General features: G+C 34.7%; 17 protein-coding genes. 3 read left to right on the forward strand and 14 right to left on the reverse strand.

Annotation, left to right across the window (positions count from 1 at the left end):
* The first annotated feature begins 121 nt into the window (after window positions 1-121).
* A complete protein-coding gene (locus tag IW18_RS02785; protein ID WP_041516057.1) occupies window positions 122-880 on the forward strand; it encodes a Swt1 family HEPN domain-containing protein in 759 nt (252 codons plus the stop codon).
* Window positions 881-906: 26 nt separating this feature from the next.
* Here IW18_RS02785 and IW18_RS02790 read toward each other — a convergent pair whose 3' ends face one another.
* The 14 genes from IW18_RS02790 to IW18_RS02855 form a co-directional block, all read right to left on the reverse strand.
* The gene (locus IW18_RS02790) at window positions 907-1,794 is read right to left on the reverse strand and encodes an ORF6N domain-containing protein (RefSeq protein ID WP_041516058.1); all 888 of its coding nucleotides are present in this window, start codon (window positions 1,792-1,794) and stop codon (window positions 907-909) included.
* Window positions 1,794-3,878, reverse strand: coding sequence for a type IA DNA topoisomerase (locus IW18_RS02795; protein ID WP_041516059.1), 2,085 nt, complete (start codon window positions 3,876-3,878; stop codon window positions 1,794-1,796). The genes IW18_RS02790 and IW18_RS02795 overlap by 1 nt, the downstream gene beginning before the upstream one ends.
* A gap of 3 nt (window positions 3,879-3,881) precedes the next feature.
* Complete coding sequence (locus IW18_RS02800; RefSeq protein WP_041516060.1) at window positions 3,882-5,348, reverse strand: DUF3945 domain-containing protein; 1,467 nt, start codon at window positions 5,346-5,348, stop codon at window positions 3,882-3,884.
* An 84-nt stretch (window positions 5,349-5,432) separates the two neighbouring features.
* Window positions 5,433-5,741 (reverse strand): helix-turn-helix domain-containing protein, encoded by a 309-nt coding sequence (locus tag IW18_RS02805; RefSeq protein ID WP_034871390.1) that lies wholly within the window; start codon window positions 5,739-5,741, stop codon window positions 5,433-5,435.
* Window positions 5,742-5,765: 24 nt separating this feature from the next.
* On the reverse strand, window positions 5,766-6,119 hold the full coding sequence (locus tag IW18_RS02810) for a helix-turn-helix domain-containing protein (protein WP_034871389.1): 354 nt from the start codon (window positions 6,117-6,119) through the stop codon (window positions 5,766-5,768).
* 251 nt (window positions 6,120-6,370) lie between these two features.
* Window positions 6,371-7,216 (reverse strand): RteC domain-containing protein, encoded by an 846-nt coding sequence (locus IW18_RS02815; RefSeq protein ID WP_034871388.1) that lies wholly within the window; start codon window positions 7,214-7,216, stop codon window positions 6,371-6,373.
* Between the two features lie 778 nt (window positions 7,217-7,994).
* Window positions 7,995-8,744, reverse strand: coding sequence for a tetratricopeptide repeat protein (locus IW18_RS22590; protein ID WP_052480060.1), 750 nt, complete (start codon window positions 8,742-8,744; stop codon window positions 7,995-7,997).
* A 15-nt stretch (window positions 8,745-8,759) separates the two neighbouring features.
* Window positions 8,760-9,167, reverse strand: coding sequence for a hypothetical protein (locus IW18_RS02825; RefSeq protein WP_123902531.1), 408 nt, complete (start codon window positions 9,165-9,167; stop codon window positions 8,760-8,762).
* A 108-nt stretch (window positions 9,168-9,275) separates the two neighbouring features.
* Window positions 9,276-10,379, reverse strand: a complete 1,104-nt coding sequence (gene gapS4b, locus IW18_RS02830) for a GapS4b family protein (protein ID WP_041516062.1) — start codon at window positions 10,377-10,379, stop codon at window positions 9,276-9,278.
* Between the two features lie 3 nt (window positions 10,380-10,382).
* On the reverse strand, window positions 10,383-11,330 hold the full coding sequence (gapS4a, locus tag IW18_RS02835; protein ID WP_041516063.1) for a GapS4a family protein: 948 nt from the start codon (window positions 11,328-11,330) through the stop codon (window positions 10,383-10,385).
* A gap of 187 nt (window positions 11,331-11,517) precedes the next feature.
* On the reverse strand, window positions 11,518-12,375 hold the full coding sequence (locus IW18_RS02840) for a hypothetical protein (protein ID WP_123902528.1): 858 nt from the start codon (window positions 12,373-12,375) through the stop codon (window positions 11,518-11,520).
* Between the two features lie 190 nt (window positions 12,376-12,565).
* A complete protein-coding gene (locus IW18_RS02845) occupies window positions 12,566-12,808 on the reverse strand; it encodes a hypothetical protein (RefSeq protein WP_041516065.1) in 243 nt (80 codons plus the stop codon).
* Entirely contained in the window at window positions 12,808-13,086 is a 279-nt protein-coding gene (locus IW18_RS02850) for a hypothetical protein (protein WP_041516066.1), read from the reverse strand. The genes IW18_RS02845 and IW18_RS02850 overlap by 1 nt, the downstream gene beginning before the upstream one ends.
* A gap of 291 nt (window positions 13,087-13,377) precedes the next feature.
* Window positions 13,378-13,632 (reverse strand): helix-turn-helix domain-containing protein, encoded by a 255-nt coding sequence (locus tag IW18_RS02855; RefSeq protein ID WP_041516067.1) that lies wholly within the window; start codon window positions 13,630-13,632, stop codon window positions 13,378-13,380.
* Window positions 13,633-14,145: 513 nt separating this feature from the next.
* Here IW18_RS02855 and IW18_RS02860 point away from each other — a divergent pair.
* Together IW18_RS02860 and IW18_RS02865 are read left to right on the forward strand one after the other, a co-directional pair.
* The gene (locus tag IW18_RS02860) at window positions 14,146-17,178 is read left to right on the forward strand and encodes a SusC/RagA family TonB-linked outer membrane protein (protein WP_041516068.1); all 3,033 of its coding nucleotides are present in this window, start codon (window positions 14,146-14,148) and stop codon (window positions 17,176-17,178) included.
* Window positions 17,179-17,193: 15 nt separating this feature from the next.
* Complete coding sequence (locus IW18_RS02865; RefSeq protein WP_041516069.1) at window positions 17,194-18,600, forward strand: RagB/SusD family nutrient uptake outer membrane protein; 1,407 nt, start codon at window positions 17,194-17,196, stop codon at window positions 18,598-18,600.
* Window positions 18,601-18,603 lie beyond the last annotated feature (3 nt).

Raw genomic sequence — 18,603 nt, forward strand, 5'->3', positions numbered from 1 at the left:
TCGAGAGGATGGATTTGGCGTGTACTTATAAAATACAGGAGAAATTAATTTGTATTTTTGTAACCATAGAACCACTCATTAATACAACTTATTTCAAAGTATTGATGATTATATCAAAAAAATGAATTACACAGACAATATTGAGCGTTTAAAAATACTTCTTACCGGTGCTTCAACTGATGTTTCTATATCAAGCGAAAATGAAGCAGAATACAAAAGTTTAAAAAATGAACTTAAACAATCGACCAAGTTTCTTTCTAACCAACCGAGAGAATTTAAAACTTGTGTTACACTTCAAGAATTTAGAAGAGAGATGCAAGCTAAAGGAGGATATGCTGAGCGCAGAAAATATATTAATGAGATATTCTATCCACTAATTTCTGATGAAAATTCTCTAATGGATAGTATAGAAGAAATACAACAAAATGTAAACTTTGGCCATCTAAATCTTTTACCTCAAGATATTCAACAAAAAGGAAGAGAAATGTCGGAAGTTTACTTGTATTTATATTGTATTGAAAATTCATTAAGAAAATTCATTGAAGAGATTATGAAGACAGAAACTGTAAATATTCCAAGAAAAGTACAAGACACAATAGATAAATTAAAAAAGAGCGAACAAGAAAGTAAATATTTACCATTACGAGGTGGTAATGATTTGTTTTATTGTGATTTTATTGAATTAGGTAAAATAATAGTTGGAAATTGGTCAGTCTTTGGAAAGTATTTTCCGAAGCAAAATGAACATTGGCTAAACGTAATGGTTGATGAATTATACAAAATACGTTGTTTGGTTGCTCACAATAGTTATGTTGGAAAAGATGAGCGGGATGCCCTAAAAGTTTATTATAAGAGCATTACTGCTCAATTACAAATATAATCAATAACCCCTCCAAATTGGAGGGGTTATTGATCATTCAAAATTTGTAACATCCTACCAACCTCAATATCCATTCTCGAAAAGGCAAACCATTTCTTGCCCAGGTCTTTGAGTGATGCCCCAATATGATAAAGTTCCGTACTGTCAATAATCAAAAACCGGTCGTGGGCATCTGCAAATAATTTAACTTCAATCTGAGGATATTGGCTGTTGTACCGTTGTACATCCAGCCGTAGGTGATTGCTGATGTTTTTGGTATATACTGTTGCCGTTACATTATTATTCCGTTTACCTAATAAAGTCAACACCGTATCGTCCACATAATTATCCAGCAAGATAATAGAACTTTTGGCACTTCGTATAATATCAGAAACAAAGCTATAAGCATCGAAAATCTGTCCATCATAGAAAATCCCTTTTTCGCTGTGGAGTTTATCGCTTTCCAAAGCCTTAAAAATCTCTTCAAATTTTTGGTCAGCTTCTAATTGTTTCAGTTCAATTTTATCCAGACGATGAAAAAGCGAAGCATTGCTCATTAGCATTCTTCGCATTTCAACAAAAGCATTCATAATCTCAATGCTGACCTTTATAGCTACCGTTGAGCGGAGTACCGAAGCCAGCATTGCAATACCTTGTTCAGTGAAAACGTAGGGCAGATAACGCCTGCCACCATAATTCAAACTTGAGGTCACAAATTGTGACCTCAAGTTGATGGCATCAAATTCCTCCTGTGCCAATTGGAAACGAAAGTTTTCAGGGAAACGACCTGCGTTACGTTTTACTGCCTGATTGAAGACTTTGGTCTCTACCTGATAAATCCTTGCAAGGTCGCTGTCGAGCATCACTTGTTGCCCTCTTACAGTATAGATTTGGTTTTCTATTTCCTTGCTGGTAATGATAAGTTTATTTTCCATCACTTTTTGTAGCTTTTATTTTTATCAAACTCAAAGGAACTTTCGGCATTTTCATTCAACACGATATAAGCATCGAATTTTTTTCCTGCTTTGCTTTTCATTCCTTTGATAAGTGAAGTTTTCTTTTTATTGACAAGATTTTCAATATCGGTTATGCCGATTTGTATACCACACACATTACGGAACTGAACCCAATTACAAGCCTCATCAGTACACTTCACGATTTTATCACGGATAATGAGTTGCTGGCTTTTGCATTTCGGGCAAATGAGTTTTGGCAAGTTGTTTTGGGCAATGGAAGTCTGCAACAGCTCATTGGTAATAGATGAGGCGTAATTTTCCATTTCCTTTTGAAACACCCTTGCATCTGCTTCGTTGTTTTCGATTTTCTGCAATGTGAGTTCCCATTCGGCTGTCATTGCCACGTCTGCAATTTTGCGATTTTTGACTAATTCGTAAACCTGTAATCCTTTCTCAGTTGGTATTAAAGATTTCTTATCTCGTTGGATATAATTTCGAGTAAACAGGGTTTCGATGATGGAGGCCCTTGTAGCGGGAGTGCCGATACCGATGTTTTGCAACGCTTTCCGTTCTTCTTCATTTTCTATTTCTCTTCCAGCACTTTCCATAGCTGATAAAAGTCCTGCTTCGGTATAAAGTACAGGTGGTTTGGTTTTCTTTTCGAGAACGGAAGCTTCTTTTATTTTGAGTTCATCGCCCTTATTTAGTTCAGGTAAATCCTGTACAGGCTCAATATCATCATCGGAGAAATTCCCTTTGATGGAACGCCAACCAGGTTCAATTATCTTACAGCCTTTTGCGGTAAAATCATAATGCAATGACTGTAAAGCAACATCGGTTATCTCCTTGATGCAGGCTTGTGAAAGGGCTTCGAGCAATCGAAAGGCAATCATATCATAAACGGAATTTTCCTTTGCATTCAGTGCTGAAGGAATTTTATCTGTAATCAACAAACCGTGGTGATCGGTAACACGCAAATCGTTCACAATACGTTTATTGAAGCGACCCCATTTCATTTTTGTAATCGCTTGTTTGCAGCTTTCTCTGTCCTGTAAAGCCCTTACAAGATTGGGGATTTCTGCCCACATATCCTCAGGAATATATTTGCTTCCGGTACGTGGATAAGTGATAAACTTCTTTTCATAGAGGCTTTGAGCAATATTTAGGGTTTCGTCAGCAGACAAATTCAGTTTTTTATTGGCTTCTTTCTGCAATCCGGTAAGATCGAATAGCAAAGGCAGTTGTTCCGTAACGCTTTTGGTTTCTACTGATGTAATTGTTGTAGTTTCGTTTCGTTGAATGGCTTTCAGCGTATCAACGGCAAGTTTTTGGTCTTCCCATTTTGTTTTGGAAATACTTTTAAAATCTATCAACTCTTTATTATGCGATAGCTGTATCTGCCAATAATTCTTAACCTTGAAATTCTTGTTTTCCAAATAACGTTTGCATATCAAAGCCAAGGTAGGCGTTTGCACTCTTCCGAGGGAATAGATACCATTTCCTGCGGCAATGCTCAATGCTTGTGTTGCATTAATGCCTACCAACCAATCAGCTCGGCTTCTGCCTTGTGCTGCTTGGTATAATCCGTCAAATTCTTTTCCTTGTTTTAGGTTTTCAAATCCTTGCTTGATGGCTTTTTCGGTCAACGAACTTATCCAAAGCCGTTCAAACGGTTTGTTGCATTTCAGGTATTCGTAGATGTAACGAAATATCAATTCGCCTTCACGGCCTGCATCGGTAGCCACAATAATGCTCTCGCTTTTATTGAAAAGCTGTTCAATAATTTTTAGTTGCTTTAACGCTCCTGTATCGGCTGTATAGCCTTTATCTTTTTTTACTTTGCGAACAGTTAATAAAAAAGAATTGGGTAAAATTGGTAACGCTGTTTTATCAAATCCCGAAATTCCATAATCTTCGGGCATTCCCAACCCTATTAAATGTCCGAATGCCCAGGTAACAAAATAGCCGTTGCCTGTAAGGTAGCCCTCCTTTTTATCAGATGCTCCCAAAAGTCCGGCTATTTCCCTTGCTACGCTTGGTTTTTCTGCAATGATTGTTTTCATACTTTAAGATATTTTTTTGCCTCTGGTTTTTGCTGGAGCTTTGGGCTTTTCCTGTTGTTCCTGCTGTTGTTTGTTTTTCGGTGTTTGTTGACCAGACTTCAAAGGCTCTTTGATATTTTTGGTCGCTTCATTGGTCTTGCCCTCCGAATTGACAGCAGTTTGCGTTTTATGGGCTTCGGTTGGTTTTACTCTTTCCTTGTATTGATTTGGAAATTCAAAATTGGTTTTTCCATTTTCTTTATTGAAAGTGATATAACCTTGATATGGTTGCCCTTTTTTATCTTTCAATCCATCAATGTAGATGGTTTGACCGGCTTTAAAATCCTTATGTTGATCATCGGTCAATTCTTTACCTCTGAATGTTTTTGGAGCTTCCTGAGATTGGTTTTGCTGATTGTTTTGAGTTTGTCCATTGCTTTGGGTTTGCCTGTTAGAATTGTTGCGGTCAAACAGAAACTCCACATATCGCTTGTCTGCATTGAATTGTACTGTTGCCGAAAATTCTGTTCCTTTGGTAGAAATCATACCCTCTAACTTTAGCGGTTTACCCTCCATTAAGGTTTGTTTCTGGGCATCGTCCAATTTCACGCCTTTAATTTCATCTGGAACTTTTATAAAATCCGTCCTCAATGCAATTACATCATTCGTTAGTCTGTCTATACTGATAATGGAAGGCATCAGTTCGCCAGTTTTGGAATTTTTCAAATCTACCACACGCCCCATATTACCAGTTTCGAGCAGGTTCTTTTTGTCTTCATCCGTAAACTTGTGCCCGAAAAATTCAAAATGCAAATTGGGTTCTTTTTTGATGCCGTGTATTCCTACCACAACTTTTCCGTCTTCGGCTTGCTGTAAAGACAAGCGGGCATCTGTACGAAGAATTGTACCACCGAGGTTGACACCAATCGGTAAGAGTTCATTCGTTTTGTAACCTTTCAATAAAGGTTCAAGTAGGTTTCTCTTTTCAAGGTATTCCTTGCTTAATCCGAGATTGGTCATAGTATCCCAATCAATCTGCTCCGGTTTGTAGCGGTATTCGCTTGCTTGCTGTGTTGTTTCTGTTGTTGCCATATTATTTTGATTTACTTGTTTTTTATCCGATTGCTGTTCTATTTTTACTTCGTGATCTTTCATTATTTTTTCGCCTTCAGGAGTTGGCTTGTCAACCTGCTTTTGCATTTCCTGTGCTTTTTCAACAGCGACAGGTGCAGGCACTTTAAAGAATGAAAAATTGGTAGGGTTCTTTAGCTGGCTGAAAAAATTGGAGAAGAAGTTCGAAAAGAAATCACCACTTTTGTCCACACGCATAAACTGGTTTTGGTTTTTCTTCGTGGGATCAACAGTTTCCATTTTCCCGTTTTCGTCTATACTCTTTACGGCTTGGATTTTCATTTTTTCTTTATCCAGCACCAGCAATATGTCCGATAACTGTTCGGGCATTTCCTGCTTATTTGTTGTTTCTTCACTCATAGTCTGAAAATTTTAAAATTCAATGCCGAATGTAAAGGAAGCCTTCACTGAATTGCATTACTTGGCACTCAAAGGCAGTGTTTGTCACTTATTGACGTTCATCTTAATTGTGGGTGGGTTAAAGCTATCTCTGATGAATTGATGAACATCAGACAATTTGTAATAAAGCTTTCCACTAATAGTATAATAGGGCAGTTTGCCGATGGAGCGATACCGTTGCAGGGAACGGTTGCTGATTTTCAGCATCTGAAGTAAATCCTGGTTATCGAGCAGTTCCTCGCCATCTATGCTATTACGTTTCTTCTGTAAATCATCTATATTATCGCCCAGCATATCAAGACGTCCCATTAAGCGTTCCATCCACGCCAAAAATTCCATTCTGTCAATATTCATAATGATATTTTTAAGGGTTCATACCTATTTTTTATCTGTCTTTAGCTTTCTGCCTTTTTCTATATAGCTTTTACCTTTTGCCATAAGCTCCTGTACAAATTCCTCACTACTCTGTATGGCGTTGGCATTAAGCATATCTTTTATGGATCCCATGGTGTAGAAATATTGACCGTAGATTTTTGAATAACTAATCTCGCCTTTGGTTCTCATACGCCATAAGGTTTTTTCGCTGATATGCAGGTATTGGCATACCTCGTGGTTATTGAGCCACAGGTCATCATAGCTTTTATCTTCCTGTCTTTTCAAATAGTCGGCAATGGCATTGATACGGCTATTTAGCTGTATCCACACGTCTTCTTCGATGGTTATTATTTTCATTGCATAGCTTTTTAAAGTTCACTATGCAAAATTGTGAAAGGTGGCAGTGTTTGTCTGCCAAGCCTTGCCAATTGGTTTGTCTGTTTTTTTAAAATTTTTACAATTAGGGAAAACCCTTGTTTAACAAGGTTTTTATGGGATTTTGGATATTTTGTAATGAAGTTTTGAGAGCATTTGCCAATTGGCAGATATGGGCAAAGAAAAAAGCAGTACGTTTTGGTACTGCTTTCAAACGGTTATTTTTGATATAGCTAAAGGTCTTTATCCATATATTCTTCGAGGGATATTTTGAGTTGGTCTAAAAATGCAGTTCTTGAACCTGCTCTTGTTTTCATTCGGTGGAAAGAATGATGAATATCATTTAAGGGAGTTCGGAATAGCACTTGAAAAATCAAAGCTAATTTTCGGATGCCTATTTTTCCGTATGCAATGGAATTTGAAGCATACAGAGCATATATCAGTTCGATAAGTGCATTTTGAGAATTGGTCCACGAAATATCCTTGTTTGTATCTAAATTTTGTAATATTGTATCGGGATTTTCTTCAGGATTTATTTTAGTAAGAGTGTAAGTATAAAGTAGTTCATTGGCAATAATATGTGCTATTTTGTTGTCGTAATATGTGGAGAAGCTAAGGTCAATTTCAAATACGCCACTCTTTAATCCATCGTGATAGTTAATCTTTCCGAGCCTGAAATAAGTGTGATCACGGTCGGTTCTGCCAGCACGGTAATATCTGTAGAAATCTTCATTGCAAATACTTTCTTTATATTCTAACTTGAGATTTTTTAAAACATTTTCATAATAACTTTGATGTATTTTACCATTACTCACGGGACAGGTAGTTTCTATCCGAAATACTTTATTGTAATAAATAAGTTTTCCAAGGATTTGCGGTTTAACATTCTTAAAGAAATCAACCTCTTGATCTTCATTTAAAAATCCAACTTGCAATACTTCAGTTTTAATAGCACACAACATTTCATTTAGAAACAAAGTCATTTGATATGCTTCATCAGATGACCTTATCATTTGAGAAGAAATTTTGTCCTCCTTATGCCGAATTTCTGATAATATTTTACTCAATATAATTTCCATAGCATAGATGTTTTTAAAGTTTACAGAATTTTATTCAGAACTCATCTAGTTCTTGGTATGCCAAAATTTGGAAATAATATTGAAACCAACACCACAGGTTCCCCCATATTGGGAAAGATTTTTTTGAATATTGTGTGCAAAAAGGGTAAAGCCTTATAGACTTTACCCTTTTATTTATTAAATTTGCAAAGATGATTTACAAGGTAATTCAATGAAAGTAAGCGCAGTGTGCACCATTACTAAATCGTTACCGATAAGGTTTTCAACTTTTGTAAACTGCTCTTTATTAGCCAATTTTGGCTATATTAATCTTTTTCAGTAAAAAATTTAAATAGTCAGTTAGTGTTTTTATGATTGTTTCTTTGTCTATTATTTGGTTGTCGGGTCCTGACCAATTTTCTCTGTCAACAGTAGCAACTGTCATATAATTTCCGTTTCAAAATCTGTATGGTCGTCTTATATTCTTAAAGCCAAATTTTTTTCAATTTTGGATTTAGATATTCTTTAAGTGTAAATATTTCCATTATAATTATGTAGTCTTCTTTTATAGTTTTAAAATTTCCTGTATTACATCGCTTTAGAATTAAATACAGGTTTTTTGATTTCTTAAGCAGTGTACTGGTCAACGCTAACTTTCTCGCGCTAAAAGCAGTTTGGGATTAAGTATGCCTAATCTTCGAATAGCACAAATTATATGGTACAAGGCCAACTCTAAATTAAGCCAAATACCCAAATTGCTTGTAATGTGCGTTAGTGGTTCGTTCTTCTTTACATTTCGTTATATTCCTAAATGTTTCAGATAGTCCAGTTTAGATTGTGCTTCTATCATCTTAATAAAATTGTTAGTTTCTCTATAACAGATTACGAGGTTTTTTAAAGCATCATCATTTATTGGGTATATTTCAAGAGCTTTATTGTAATGTATGATGGCGTTCTCAATATCATTATTTTCGTAATAATCAACTCCAATGTTGTTTAGTTTATCTGTCTTTTGAGCTAATTCTCCTTTTATATTGATAGGGAGTGTCTGAAATTTGTTTAGAAAAGTTTGAATTTCTTCAATGCCACTATTATTCGTTGAAGTAGCTTGCTTCAATGATTTTTCTTCTGACTTTAAATATTCAATGTCAACATTTCTGTCGTGCATGTGTAATGTCACTTTATTAATAGTACCATTGGATTTATGAAGTGTTAAGCCATAGTCAGCAAAAGAAGATCCCATAGCATCAGTACCAAAACCTAATAGAATGATTTTGTTATTATTATCTTCAACTAATTTCATTCGTTTTTCCGCCATTTGAATGTTATCTCCCCATACTGGATGGTTTTCATTCATATTATACATTGTCACGTAAAAAAATTTATTATCAGATGTTTTTACTCTAATTCCCCTCAAAGCTCCTTTATTGTTAGCGTTTGTTGGTCGTCCATTTTCATTTCTTGTATGGTCGTCTGATATAAATTTAAAGTCCATTAAATCAACAGATGGTTTATTATTTTCTGATTTAAAAAAGTCGAATAGCCCCATTGTATTTATTTTTGTTTATGAATAGAATTCTACAAGAGTATTTGGGTCGTGGATAGTGAAAGTAACTTTACACAAAACTCCTTGTTTATAAAAAAGAGAGGATATATCTGGATTATTTCTCTCGACTTTATCCGAAGAGTTAAAAATATCCTTACTCCACATAATGCGGTCGTTATTTGTTGAGATTTCCCCAAAAGAAAATTGACTTTTAATGTGATTATTAATCGATGCATCGTCAACGGTTACATTTAATTGTTCATTTATAACTTGCGCAATAATCTGTCCGTTTGAATTGCCAGCAAAAATACAGGTACCACCTTGCCAAACTTCAAATTTTTTGTAATTAAAAACAAATGATTTCTTTTCTATCGGTCCTAACATTTCACCGATGTTACTTGGAAATCTGTCCCAATTGTCAGCCATAATAATAGTTGTTTTTTTATGCTTACTCTGGTCGGTTTTCAGCATCCCCGTTTTTGTCAGCACGGTTGTCTTTAGCATGACCGCTAACGTGTGTTGGCAGATTTTTTTTTATTCAGTTTTGTATTCCTTATAGCTTTTCATCTTATTTTTTTCAACAAAAGGATATAGTTTTTTTCTTAAATGAGTTTCAGTTGCATCTTTTTTATGTTCTCTATTTACATTAAAATTTATTGAAATCTGTAACTCTGAATTTATATCTTTTTTACTTGAATAGTCAGGAAATGATATAACTATTGTGCAAAATCCTTTTACTCCATCAATATTGAAGCTATATTTTAGTGAAATTGAAGCAAAAATTAATTTATGATGATATTTATTATTCTTCAACAATAAATGATTTTGCAACCCTTTACCATTTAGTTTTAGAGAATCTATTTCGTCCAAAAAGATTTTAATATCTTGATGAGATTCTTCATTTTCATCTAAAATTAAATCGATATCTGTAATTGAAAGGAAATCAAGATAAATACAGAAATTTTTTGTGAAAGAATATAAAAATTGAATTCGAGATTCATTTATAAAATCGTTGAATTTAATTCTAATAAAATCTTCATTATTACTAATTAAATTTTGGTTTGAAAGTATTTTTTTTACTTCTCTGATAAATAAATCATTTGTAAATAATGTTTCTTTAGAGGTAGAGTTTTGTTCAATTGATAATTCCAAATTTCCGTCTGAAGATTTTGTAATAATAATTTCTCCTGTGTGATAAGTTTTATTATTTGTCCAATCTTCTAAAACGTTGTCTTTTTCAAGTTTATATTCAAAAATAACTTTATCATTTTCGAAATATGGATTAGGAGAACCTATTAATTTGAATGTTGGCTGATATTTGTGAGCATCAATTATTTTCTGATTTAAGTTCATATTTTCTGAAAATATTTCACTTAAGTCTATTTCTTTATTACATTTTATAGTCGCTGTTCTGAACTTTATTGTGTCTTCTTTGCTTTTTTGAGTTTGATATAACTCAATAAATTCTTCAGGACTTACAATAGTTTTCATTAAAATCGGAACTGAATTGTTTTTTTCATTTTGTCCTAAAAAAACTCCTTTTTCTCGTAACAAGTTATTAATATTCGCATTAGTAATATTCGATTTTGTTAGCAATTGTCTAATTCTATCGCCTTGAGGTAAAATTTCTTGATTCATCGACTATGATTTTTTTGTATTTCTGAAATCAGATAAATGTGTTTTTACAAATAGATTTTTTCCGTATTGATAATGGTCAAAATTTAGTAATTCAGATAAAATAATTGGTTCATCTGTCAAATCATTAAAATCAGAGAATGATAAAATAATATTATTTACAGAGTGCAATAAATCAAAACTTTTGGCGAAAGCCAAAAGTTTTGAAAAATTTTCTTTTGAGAAGTTTTCTTTTGAAAATATTATAAACTCAATCTCATTTTTATTTATAACTCTGATAGGAATAATATTTGAAAACAAGTAATTGGTTGGTAGAAAATCACCATAACTAACAGATTGTAAACCGATTGTATTTAGGTTTGAATTATGATATACAAACTTTACGTTTTCAGCTCCAAATTCTTTTTTGGCATTTTGAACAGTTTCAACAAAAAAGTTGATTCTATCGTTATCAACAATTATAATTTTATCAAATATTAAATCATTATCTAAAATTATATTTGAAACTTTTGAAATAATTTCTTCTTTTTGAGAACTTTTATTTGATGCCCAAACTAAAATTCCCGTAATATCTGTTCTGTTGACATTTGAAAATTTCTGATTTATATCTGAATATAACTTTGAGTTTTTAAAACACTCAATTGTAAATGCTAAATCAGCGAGATACTCTTTAAATAAAGTTTTCGGAGAATTTGGATAAATTGATGAAGTAAATTTTGAAGAAATAATTCCGATGTCTAATAAATTATCTTCTAATGGACTTTTCGCACTAATTAATGCGTCAATTCCGTGAGTAGTTTTATTTGATTTGGAAGAGTTTGATTTATGTTTTAAACCTTTATTACAAACTATACTTTCGTTACTTAAAATTGTTTTGTAACCTAAAATTTCGTTGAAAAAATAGTTGACAATTTCTTCTCCTTTTTCTCCAACAGTTTTTGACCATTCTCCCATATTTTTATTTTATTTTATTTTCGATTCTTGTCGGTTTTCCCAAAATATCTGCCAACGTCTTGGCGCTTTGCGTGGTTGAGGAATAAAAAAGCGAGATTTTCTATTAAACACAAATTTCCCAAGTACAAACCATCTTTAAATTCAGCCTAAAACCCCAATCACGCAACGGCTGTTACCAGCTGTTGATTTATTTCATTCCATATGTTTCAAACAGCATATAATCAAGGTCTCTTTTTTCTTCAACTAATTTAGTCCAAACCCACTGGTTATTTGGGTTATAACTTTCAGTTCCCAACGGACAATATTCGCCAAAAAAATAAGATGTTTTGGGTTTTGTATCATCAATTCCATTCATTTCCTGTAGTTTAACCTCAATAGCGTATCTCTTTGGTGTCGTGTCATCCCAGTTGACCTCAGCATTATTCACATTGAGAGTTTTACCTTTGTAGAATGAATCTTTGTTATCGAGTAAGTAATGGGTATATTGCGTAATATCATAAGTGTTTTTTTCTAAGGCAAAGTAGTAGTCATAAATAGAATCATTTTTAGGTTCATATCCTTCAGGAATCTTTGCTTTTAATACCTCTCTATCTTCTTTTAATTGTTTTATCAATATTGTTATGGAATCTAGTTTTTGTTGAATATTTTCATTGTGATAGTCGGCAATATCTTTATTACTTAAAGCCTTAGTTATGGCTATGTTCTTGATTTCGTAATATTTAAAGTATCCATTTTCTTTGATTTTGGATTTTACCTCATCAATGAGTTTGGTTTCAATTTCAATTTGTGTATATGGTTTAGGTTTAAGGGGTTCATTTTTTTTTGGTTCTGCAGCATCAAAAGCAGCAAGCCAAATTCCTTTTGAAGGAGCATCTAGTGAATTTAATTTGGTTACTAGATTTTTGGAAGCTATATTTTTTTCTGATGTTGATAATTTAGAAAACCATTGGACATATTCTTTAGCTTGTTGTTCGACAGTTTTTTTCTGTCCATAGCTCAACGAATAACAACATAAAACGCATAGAAGGAGTAATTTTTTTTTCATTATAATTTTTATAGGTTGTGTAATTTTTTTAAATAGCTGGTAACGTTCTCGCGCTACAAGCAGTTTGGGATTAAATCAGCGTTAACTTTCGGATTTACCAAATCTTCCAAATACAAACTAATTTTCCCATTAAGCCAAATCCCCAAATTGCTTGTAGCGTGTGTTACCTGCAGGCGTTTTATGTTCAACCTTATATCTTTCTGAATGTATTTGCAACTTTTTCAATTCTATCATTAGTTATACTATTGCGTTGATTTTCATAATCTTCCGCTATTTCACTTGACATATTAATTGCTCCATTAGTAAGTCTAACTGTATAACCAAAGTTTTCATTAATATAATGCTCTTGATATGAACCTATTTCAGAATTCAAATTTCTTGATAATGAAGTTATACCCATAACTCCACTTGAATTTTTAGTTGTTTTAATCATTACGAGATTTTTTTAGCGAAATATATTGTCACTTTATCAATTTGTTCTTTTATATGTTCCGCTACATAGTTTTTTTTGTATAAATATCCTAAAGTAATTTCTCTAATTTCAATAAGTGTAATTCCTTTGTCGAAAGCAAGTTTTCGAAATTCTTTTGCTCTTTCTTCATCACTTGGATGTCCTGCAAAAATACCGTCTGCAGAGCCGAAACTTCCACCTATTCTCTGTCTTAATATTTCCAAAGTATCGTGTCTTATAATTTTTTCTTCGTTAGTCATAATTATATAAATGTTTTGTTAATTATTTTTTTCCCTATTCTGCGATACGCTTGCAGGTAACTTGTTTATTCATGCCATATAATGGCGTACTACCGTACATTTTAAGATGGCTTTATGCCATTTTTAAGCTTTTAATGCCAAACTTAAAGAACCCCTTTCATTTTCTTTTACGGTTTTCCATAATTGTCACTTGATATGGCAAATTAGTTTTTTAATAAATAGAGAGACCGCGTATAAATACGTGTTTTTATAATTTCAATTAAATAAAAAAAGATGCCTAAGCATCTTTTTTTATGTATTGTCAAATATACCACTATCAAAAAAATCTTTAAGTGTAATTCCTAAAGCTTTACAAACTCTGCCGATAGAATAAATGCTCATTCCTCTTCCAATCTCCAGTTTTTCCCATGCCTGAAAATTTTGTCTATCTATCTCAACATCTTTCGATAGATTAGACTTATTTTGGCTTGCTTTTTCTCTTAACTCTTTAAGCCTTAATTTAATCTGATCCCTTAAAATTATATCCTCTGGTCTTAAATTTCCCATATAGCAATTTCATTTTTTTTTATATTTTTGACGTAATGCATTTGCATTACATATTTTTTTTCTATACTTTTGAATAGAATTATTAAATTTGCGATACTTCATTTGAAAATATTTGAAGCATTCGCTTTGAATCCTGCTCCTTAAAACTGGTAATTTTCGTACGCGCAGGACGATAAGTGTAAATGCTCACGCCTTAAAGGGCGTGGGCTCACTTATTCGCGTACGGGTATACCAGTACCTTAGGAGCAATAAGCTGAGTACCTGCCCTTTTTATTTTTAAGCAAATCCTTCAGTTTTCATTCATAGCACCAATCTTCATTGTTTTTTAGGCTCGTAAAAATTCTAATTAGTTTAACTAACCAAAATTTAGTGCCCATGATTTAACAAAAATGGTAGTCGATACCATAAACCATTCAACTTACCGCATAAAAAATGACCCTCTACTTCGTCTCGCAAACTAGTATAGAGGATCATAGCTAATCAAATCTTAGTTTAACTAACCAATCCAATATTATGAATAATTTTTCATTTTACAAGGATGGGAAAGGTCTTTATTGCCTATTCTTTATATGGCTTTGTTTTTCTTTTTCATCTCTTTATTCCAAAAACACAGTCCGGCATAGTACTATTTTTACTCAACAACATCAAATACAGGGAACTATAACCGATGGCATTAATCCTTTGCCTGGGGTAACTATTGCTGTAAAAAATAAAATTAATAATGCAGCCATTTCCGACTATAGTGGTCAATACACCCTTTCCGCCTCTGCTACCGATACCTTAATTGTTTCATTTATAGGTTTTAAAACTACCCTCGTACCAATAAAAGGACGTAAAACTGTAGATGTTCAATTGATTTATGACACAACAACTTTACAGGAGGTTCGTGTGAATGCTGGATATTATTCCGTAAAAGAAAGTGAACGTACCGGAAGTATTGCCCAAATTACTTCAAAAGACATAGAGAAACAGCCCGTAACAAATGTGCTTGCAGCTATGCAGGGCAGGATGGCGGGAGTAAATATTACCCAGACAACCGGTGTTGCAGGTGGAGGGTTTGACATTCAAATTCGTGGAAGAAACAGCATTCGAAGTGATGGAAACGCACCTTTGTATATTATTGACGGAGTTCCTTATTCTTCACAAACTGTCGGCAGCAGTCGCAGTACCGTTGTGCTTCCTTCTGCTTCTGATCCGTTAAATTCTATTAATCCTGCTGATATCGAAAGCATTGAAGTGCTGAAAGATGCTGATGCGACTGCTATTTACGGTTCGCGTGGAGCGAATGGTGTTGTTTTGATTACAACTAAAAAAGGAAAAGAAGGATTGACTCGTTACACAGTAGATGTACGGCAAGGTATAGGCAAGGTTACAAATTTTATGGATCTGTTAAAGACAGATCAATATCTGGAGATGCGCCGGGAAGCTTTTGCTAATGACGGTATTGATTATGGTCCTAGTGATTATGATGTAAATGGCACATGGGATCAAAGCAGATATACCAACTGGCAGAAAGAACTTCTGGGAGGAATGGCAAGTTATACAGACATTCAGGCATCATTATCCGGAGGTTCTTCAAAAACACAATTTCTTATCAGTTCTGCCTTTCATAAAGAAACAACCGTTTTTCCGGGAGACTACCACTATAACAAAGCAAACGTGCGTTTTAATCTTAATCATCAATCTGAAGATGGCAGATTTCAAATCAACACGACGGCAGGATTTACGGCACAGAAAAATAACCAGCCGGGAATTGACCTCTCACAATTTGTGGTTCTTCTGGCTCCAAATGCACCTTCTTTATACGATGAGTCTGGAAACCTTAATTGGGAGAACAGCACTTGGGAAAACCCTCTGTCTTATCTGGAGGGCAAATATAAAACTGCAACCAATGACCTGATTGCAAATACAATGCTGTCCTATGCAATATTGCCTAGTTTAACTGCAAAAGCAAGTCTGGGTTTTACCAATACAAATCATAACGAAACCCGCACCCAGCCTTCTACTATGTTTGATCCTGCCTATCAGCTCGGAAGCGAATATTCTATTATAACTGCAACCAACACCCAAAGGCAGTCATGGATTATAGAACCCCAAATCGAATGGCAGAAATCCTATGGGAAATTAAAAACACAGGCATTATTGGGTAGTACATTTCAAAAATTATCCGGCAGTCAGCTTATACAGGAAGCAACCGGATTTACAAGCAATGCCCTTATTTACAGTTTATCTTCAGCAACGCTTCTCAAAGCAATAGCAGATAATGAATCTATTTATAAATATCAGGCAGTATTTGCCCGTTTGAATTTTGTTTTTAACGAGAGGTATATTTTAAACCTGACTGGAAGACGTGATGGTTCAAGCCGTTTTGGTTCCAGAAATCAGTTTGCTAATTTTGGCGCTGTTGGAGGCGCATGGATTTTCTTTAATAAAAATCAAACTAAAACCAATAATCCTGTTATTAGTTTTGGTAAGTTAAGAGCCAGTTACGGAACTACGGGCAGTGATCAGATTGGGGATTATCAGTTCATGGACACGTATTCTACCGCCAGTACAAATTATGGAGGCGTAACCGGAATAGCGCCAACTCGTTTATTTAATGCAGACTTTGCGTGGGAAATTAATAAAAAAGCGGAAGCTGCCATTGAGCTTGGCTTTTTCAGGGACAGGATTTTCTTTACGGGTGCATGGTATCAAAACCGTTCCTCCAATCAGCTCGTTGGTATTCCATTACCTGGAACAACAGGGTTTCCCTCTATTCAATCTAATTTGGATGCATCAGTACAAAATAGCGGAGTTGAACTCACTTTAAGAACTGTCAATTTTGAAAAAGAGAGTTTTAAATGGATCACGAACTTCAATATCTCTTTTGCCAAAAATAAATTATTGTCCTTTCCCAATTTAAAGGGGTCGACTTACCAGAACCAATTTGTAATCGGTGCCCCCCTTACTATAATAAAAGCCTACCATTATACCGGAATAGATGCACAGACCGGAATTTACCAATTTGAGGATATTAATAACGATGGCCGTATAACATCACCCGAAGACAAGCAGACTGTTGTAGATTTCAGTCCTGATTTTTTTGGAGGATTACAGAATCAAATTAATTGGAGAAGATGGCAGGTTGATTTTCTGCTCCAGTTCTCAAAGCAAAAAAATTATAGTGAGGAATATAGTCTTGGCTTACCGGGAGCAAAGAGTAATCAAACAACCAGAATTCTTAACAGATGGCAGAACAGCGGAGACAATGCCGAATTTCAAAGATTTAGCACCAGTGCTGACGGGGAGGTTCTGGATGCCTCGGATAAATATTTCAACAGTGACGGAATCATTACCGATGCCTCTTATATACGCTTGAAGAACATCGCAATATCCTACACATTACCTGAGGACTGGATAAAAGGAGTCCGATGCCGTCTTTCTTTTGAAGGACAGAACCTGCTGACTTTTACTCCCTATAAAGGCAATGACCCTGCATTTAAGTTTGCCGGATATCTGCCGCCGTTAAAAGTATTTACAACGGGGCTTAATCTAACTTTTTAAACTAATACTAACATTATGGAAACTAAATTATATCTACGGAAGCAAATAACCCTTTTTAAAAGAATAATTATCTCTTTATTAGTGATTTCGGGTTACAGTTGTGAATCGTTTGTCGAGGTTAACAGCCCATCGGGACAACTTTCTACAGAAGCAGTCTTTGAAGATAAGGGTACCGCCAATGCAGCAGTTTCAAATATTTATGCCAGCCTGCGCGATTCGGGGATGCTAACTGGAAATAGTGTGTCGATAACCACAAAAATGGGTGCTTATACAGATGAACTGAATTTCTATGGTATTAGTTCAGGCACAACATTAAATTTTTACAACAACACACTGCTGCCTACTAATCCACAAGTTGTAAGTTGGTGGAAAACAGCTTATTCTCAAATATATGCCGCCAATTCAGTAATACAGGGAGTAACTGCTTCCGCTACCCTTGCCACTACAGATAAAAATCAGTTCATTGGCGAAGCCCTATTTATAAGATCTCTTTTACATTTCTATTTATTGAATCTATATGGTGATGTTCCTTATGTTACAGCAACAAATTACAAACAGAATACTACAATTGGGCGTAGCAGTACAAACCTGTTATATTCGAAAATAATAGAAGATCTTCAAACTTCGCATGCTCTTCTTCCTGAGAGTTATTTGTCCGCTGATCGCACACGTGCTAATAAAGCAGTAGCAATGGCACTTCTTGCAAGGGTTTATCTTTATTCCAAAGCATGGGCTGAAGCAGCCAATGCAGCTTCTTATCTCCTAAACAATACCGCAACATACAAATGGGAAAACGATCTGAATAAAATATTCCTAAAAGGAAGCACTGTCACCATCTGGCAGTACAAGCCGGGAGTTGAAGGTCAGAATAGCGCAGAGGGAGGATCAATGATTTTACTTACAGGACCACCTGCCGATGTAGCACTTAATCCAAACTTTGTCAATGCCTTTGAAATTGGTGACCAGAGAAGACAAAAATGGATTGGCTCGGTATCAAAAGGAACTTCCACATGGTATTTCGCAGCCAAATACAAAGTCAAATTAAAAACTGCCACTTCAACTGAATATTCAATAATCTTCAGGCTTGCCGAACAGTATCTCATACGTGCTGAAGCAAGGGCGCAACAGGGAGACCTGATAGGAGCCAAAGAAGACCTCAACAAAATAAGGCAGAATGCAGGATTAGGAAATACCCCTGCAGTTTCACAGCAGGAAATATTGGAAGCGGTTATCCGGGAACGCCGATTTGAACTATTTACTGAATCGGCCCACCGGTTCTTTGACTTGAAAAGAACCGGACAGCTGGATTCCCAACTTACAGGAGTAAAAAATGGATGGAATTCAACCGACAATCTTCTCCCTGTCCCTGAATCTGAACTGACTCTGAATCCTAATTTACTTCCTCAGAATCTAGGATATTAATGC

It is taken from the genome of Flavobacterium hibernum (genome assembly GCF_000832125.1).
Lineage (GTDB): Bacteria > Bacteroidota > Bacteroidia > Flavobacteriales > Flavobacteriaceae > Flavobacterium > Flavobacterium hibernum.

Excerpts from the sequence above, each read along its gene's own strand:
- IW18_RS02795 (WP_041516059.1), bottom strand. The coding sequence starts at position 3,878 with ATGAAAACAATCATTGCAGAAAAACCAAGCGTAGCAAGGGAAATAGCC.
- gapS4b (WP_041516062.1), bottom strand. The coding sequence starts at position 10,379 with ATGAATCAAGAAATTTTACCTCAAGGCGATAGAATTAGACAATTGCTA.
- IW18_RS02860 (WP_041516068.1), top strand. The coding sequence starts at position 14,146 with ATGAATAATTTTTCATTTTACAAGGATGGGAAAGGTCTTTATTGCCTA.
- IW18_RS02805 (WP_034871390.1), bottom strand. The coding sequence starts at position 5,741 with ATGAATATTGACAGAATGGAATTTTTGGCGTGGATGGAACGCTTAATG.
- IW18_RS02815 (WP_034871388.1), bottom strand. The coding sequence starts at position 7,216 with ATGGAAATTATATTGAGTAAAATATTATCAGAAATTCGGCATAAGGAG.
- IW18_RS02840 (WP_123902528.1), bottom strand. The coding sequence starts at position 12,375 with ATGAAAAAAAAATTACTCCTTCTATGCGTTTTATGTTGTTATTCGTTG.
- IW18_RS02785 (WP_041516057.1), top strand. The coding sequence starts at position 122 with ATGAATTACACAGACAATATTGAGCGTTTAAAAATACTTCTTACCGGT.
- IW18_RS02865 (WP_041516069.1), top strand. The coding sequence starts at position 17,194 with ATGGAAACTAAATTATATCTACGGAAGCAAATAACCCTTTTTAAAAGA.
- IW18_RS02855 (WP_041516067.1), bottom strand. The coding sequence starts at position 13,632 with ATGGGAAATTTAAGACCAGAGGATATAATTTTAAGGGATCAGATTAAA.
- IW18_RS02810 (WP_034871389.1), bottom strand. The coding sequence starts at position 6,119 with ATGAAAATAATAACCATCGAAGAAGACGTGTGGATACAGCTAAATAGC.
- IW18_RS02845 (WP_041516065.1), bottom strand. The coding sequence starts at position 12,808 with ATGATTAAAACAACTAAAAATTCAAGTGGAGTTATGGGTATAACTTCA.
- gapS4a (WP_041516063.1), bottom strand. The coding sequence starts at position 11,330 with ATGGGAGAATGGTCAAAAACTGTTGGAGAAAAAGGAGAAGAAATTGTC.
- IW18_RS02850 (WP_041516066.1), bottom strand. The coding sequence starts at position 13,086 with ATGACTAACGAAGAAAAAATTATAAGACACGATACTTTGGAAATATTA.
- IW18_RS22590 (WP_052480060.1), bottom strand. The coding sequence starts at position 8,744 with ATGGGGCTATTCGACTTTTTTAAATCAGAAAATAATAAACCATCTGTT.
- IW18_RS02800 (WP_041516060.1), bottom strand. The coding sequence starts at position 5,348 with ATGAGTGAAGAAACAACAAATAAGCAGGAAATGCCCGAACAGTTATCG.
- IW18_RS02825 (WP_123902531.1), bottom strand. The coding sequence starts at position 9,167 with ATGGCTGACAATTGGGACAGATTTCCAAGTAACATCGGTGAAATGTTA.
- IW18_RS02790 (WP_041516058.1), bottom strand. The coding sequence starts at position 1,794 with ATGGAAAATAAACTTATCATTACCAGCAAGGAAATAGAAAACCAAATC.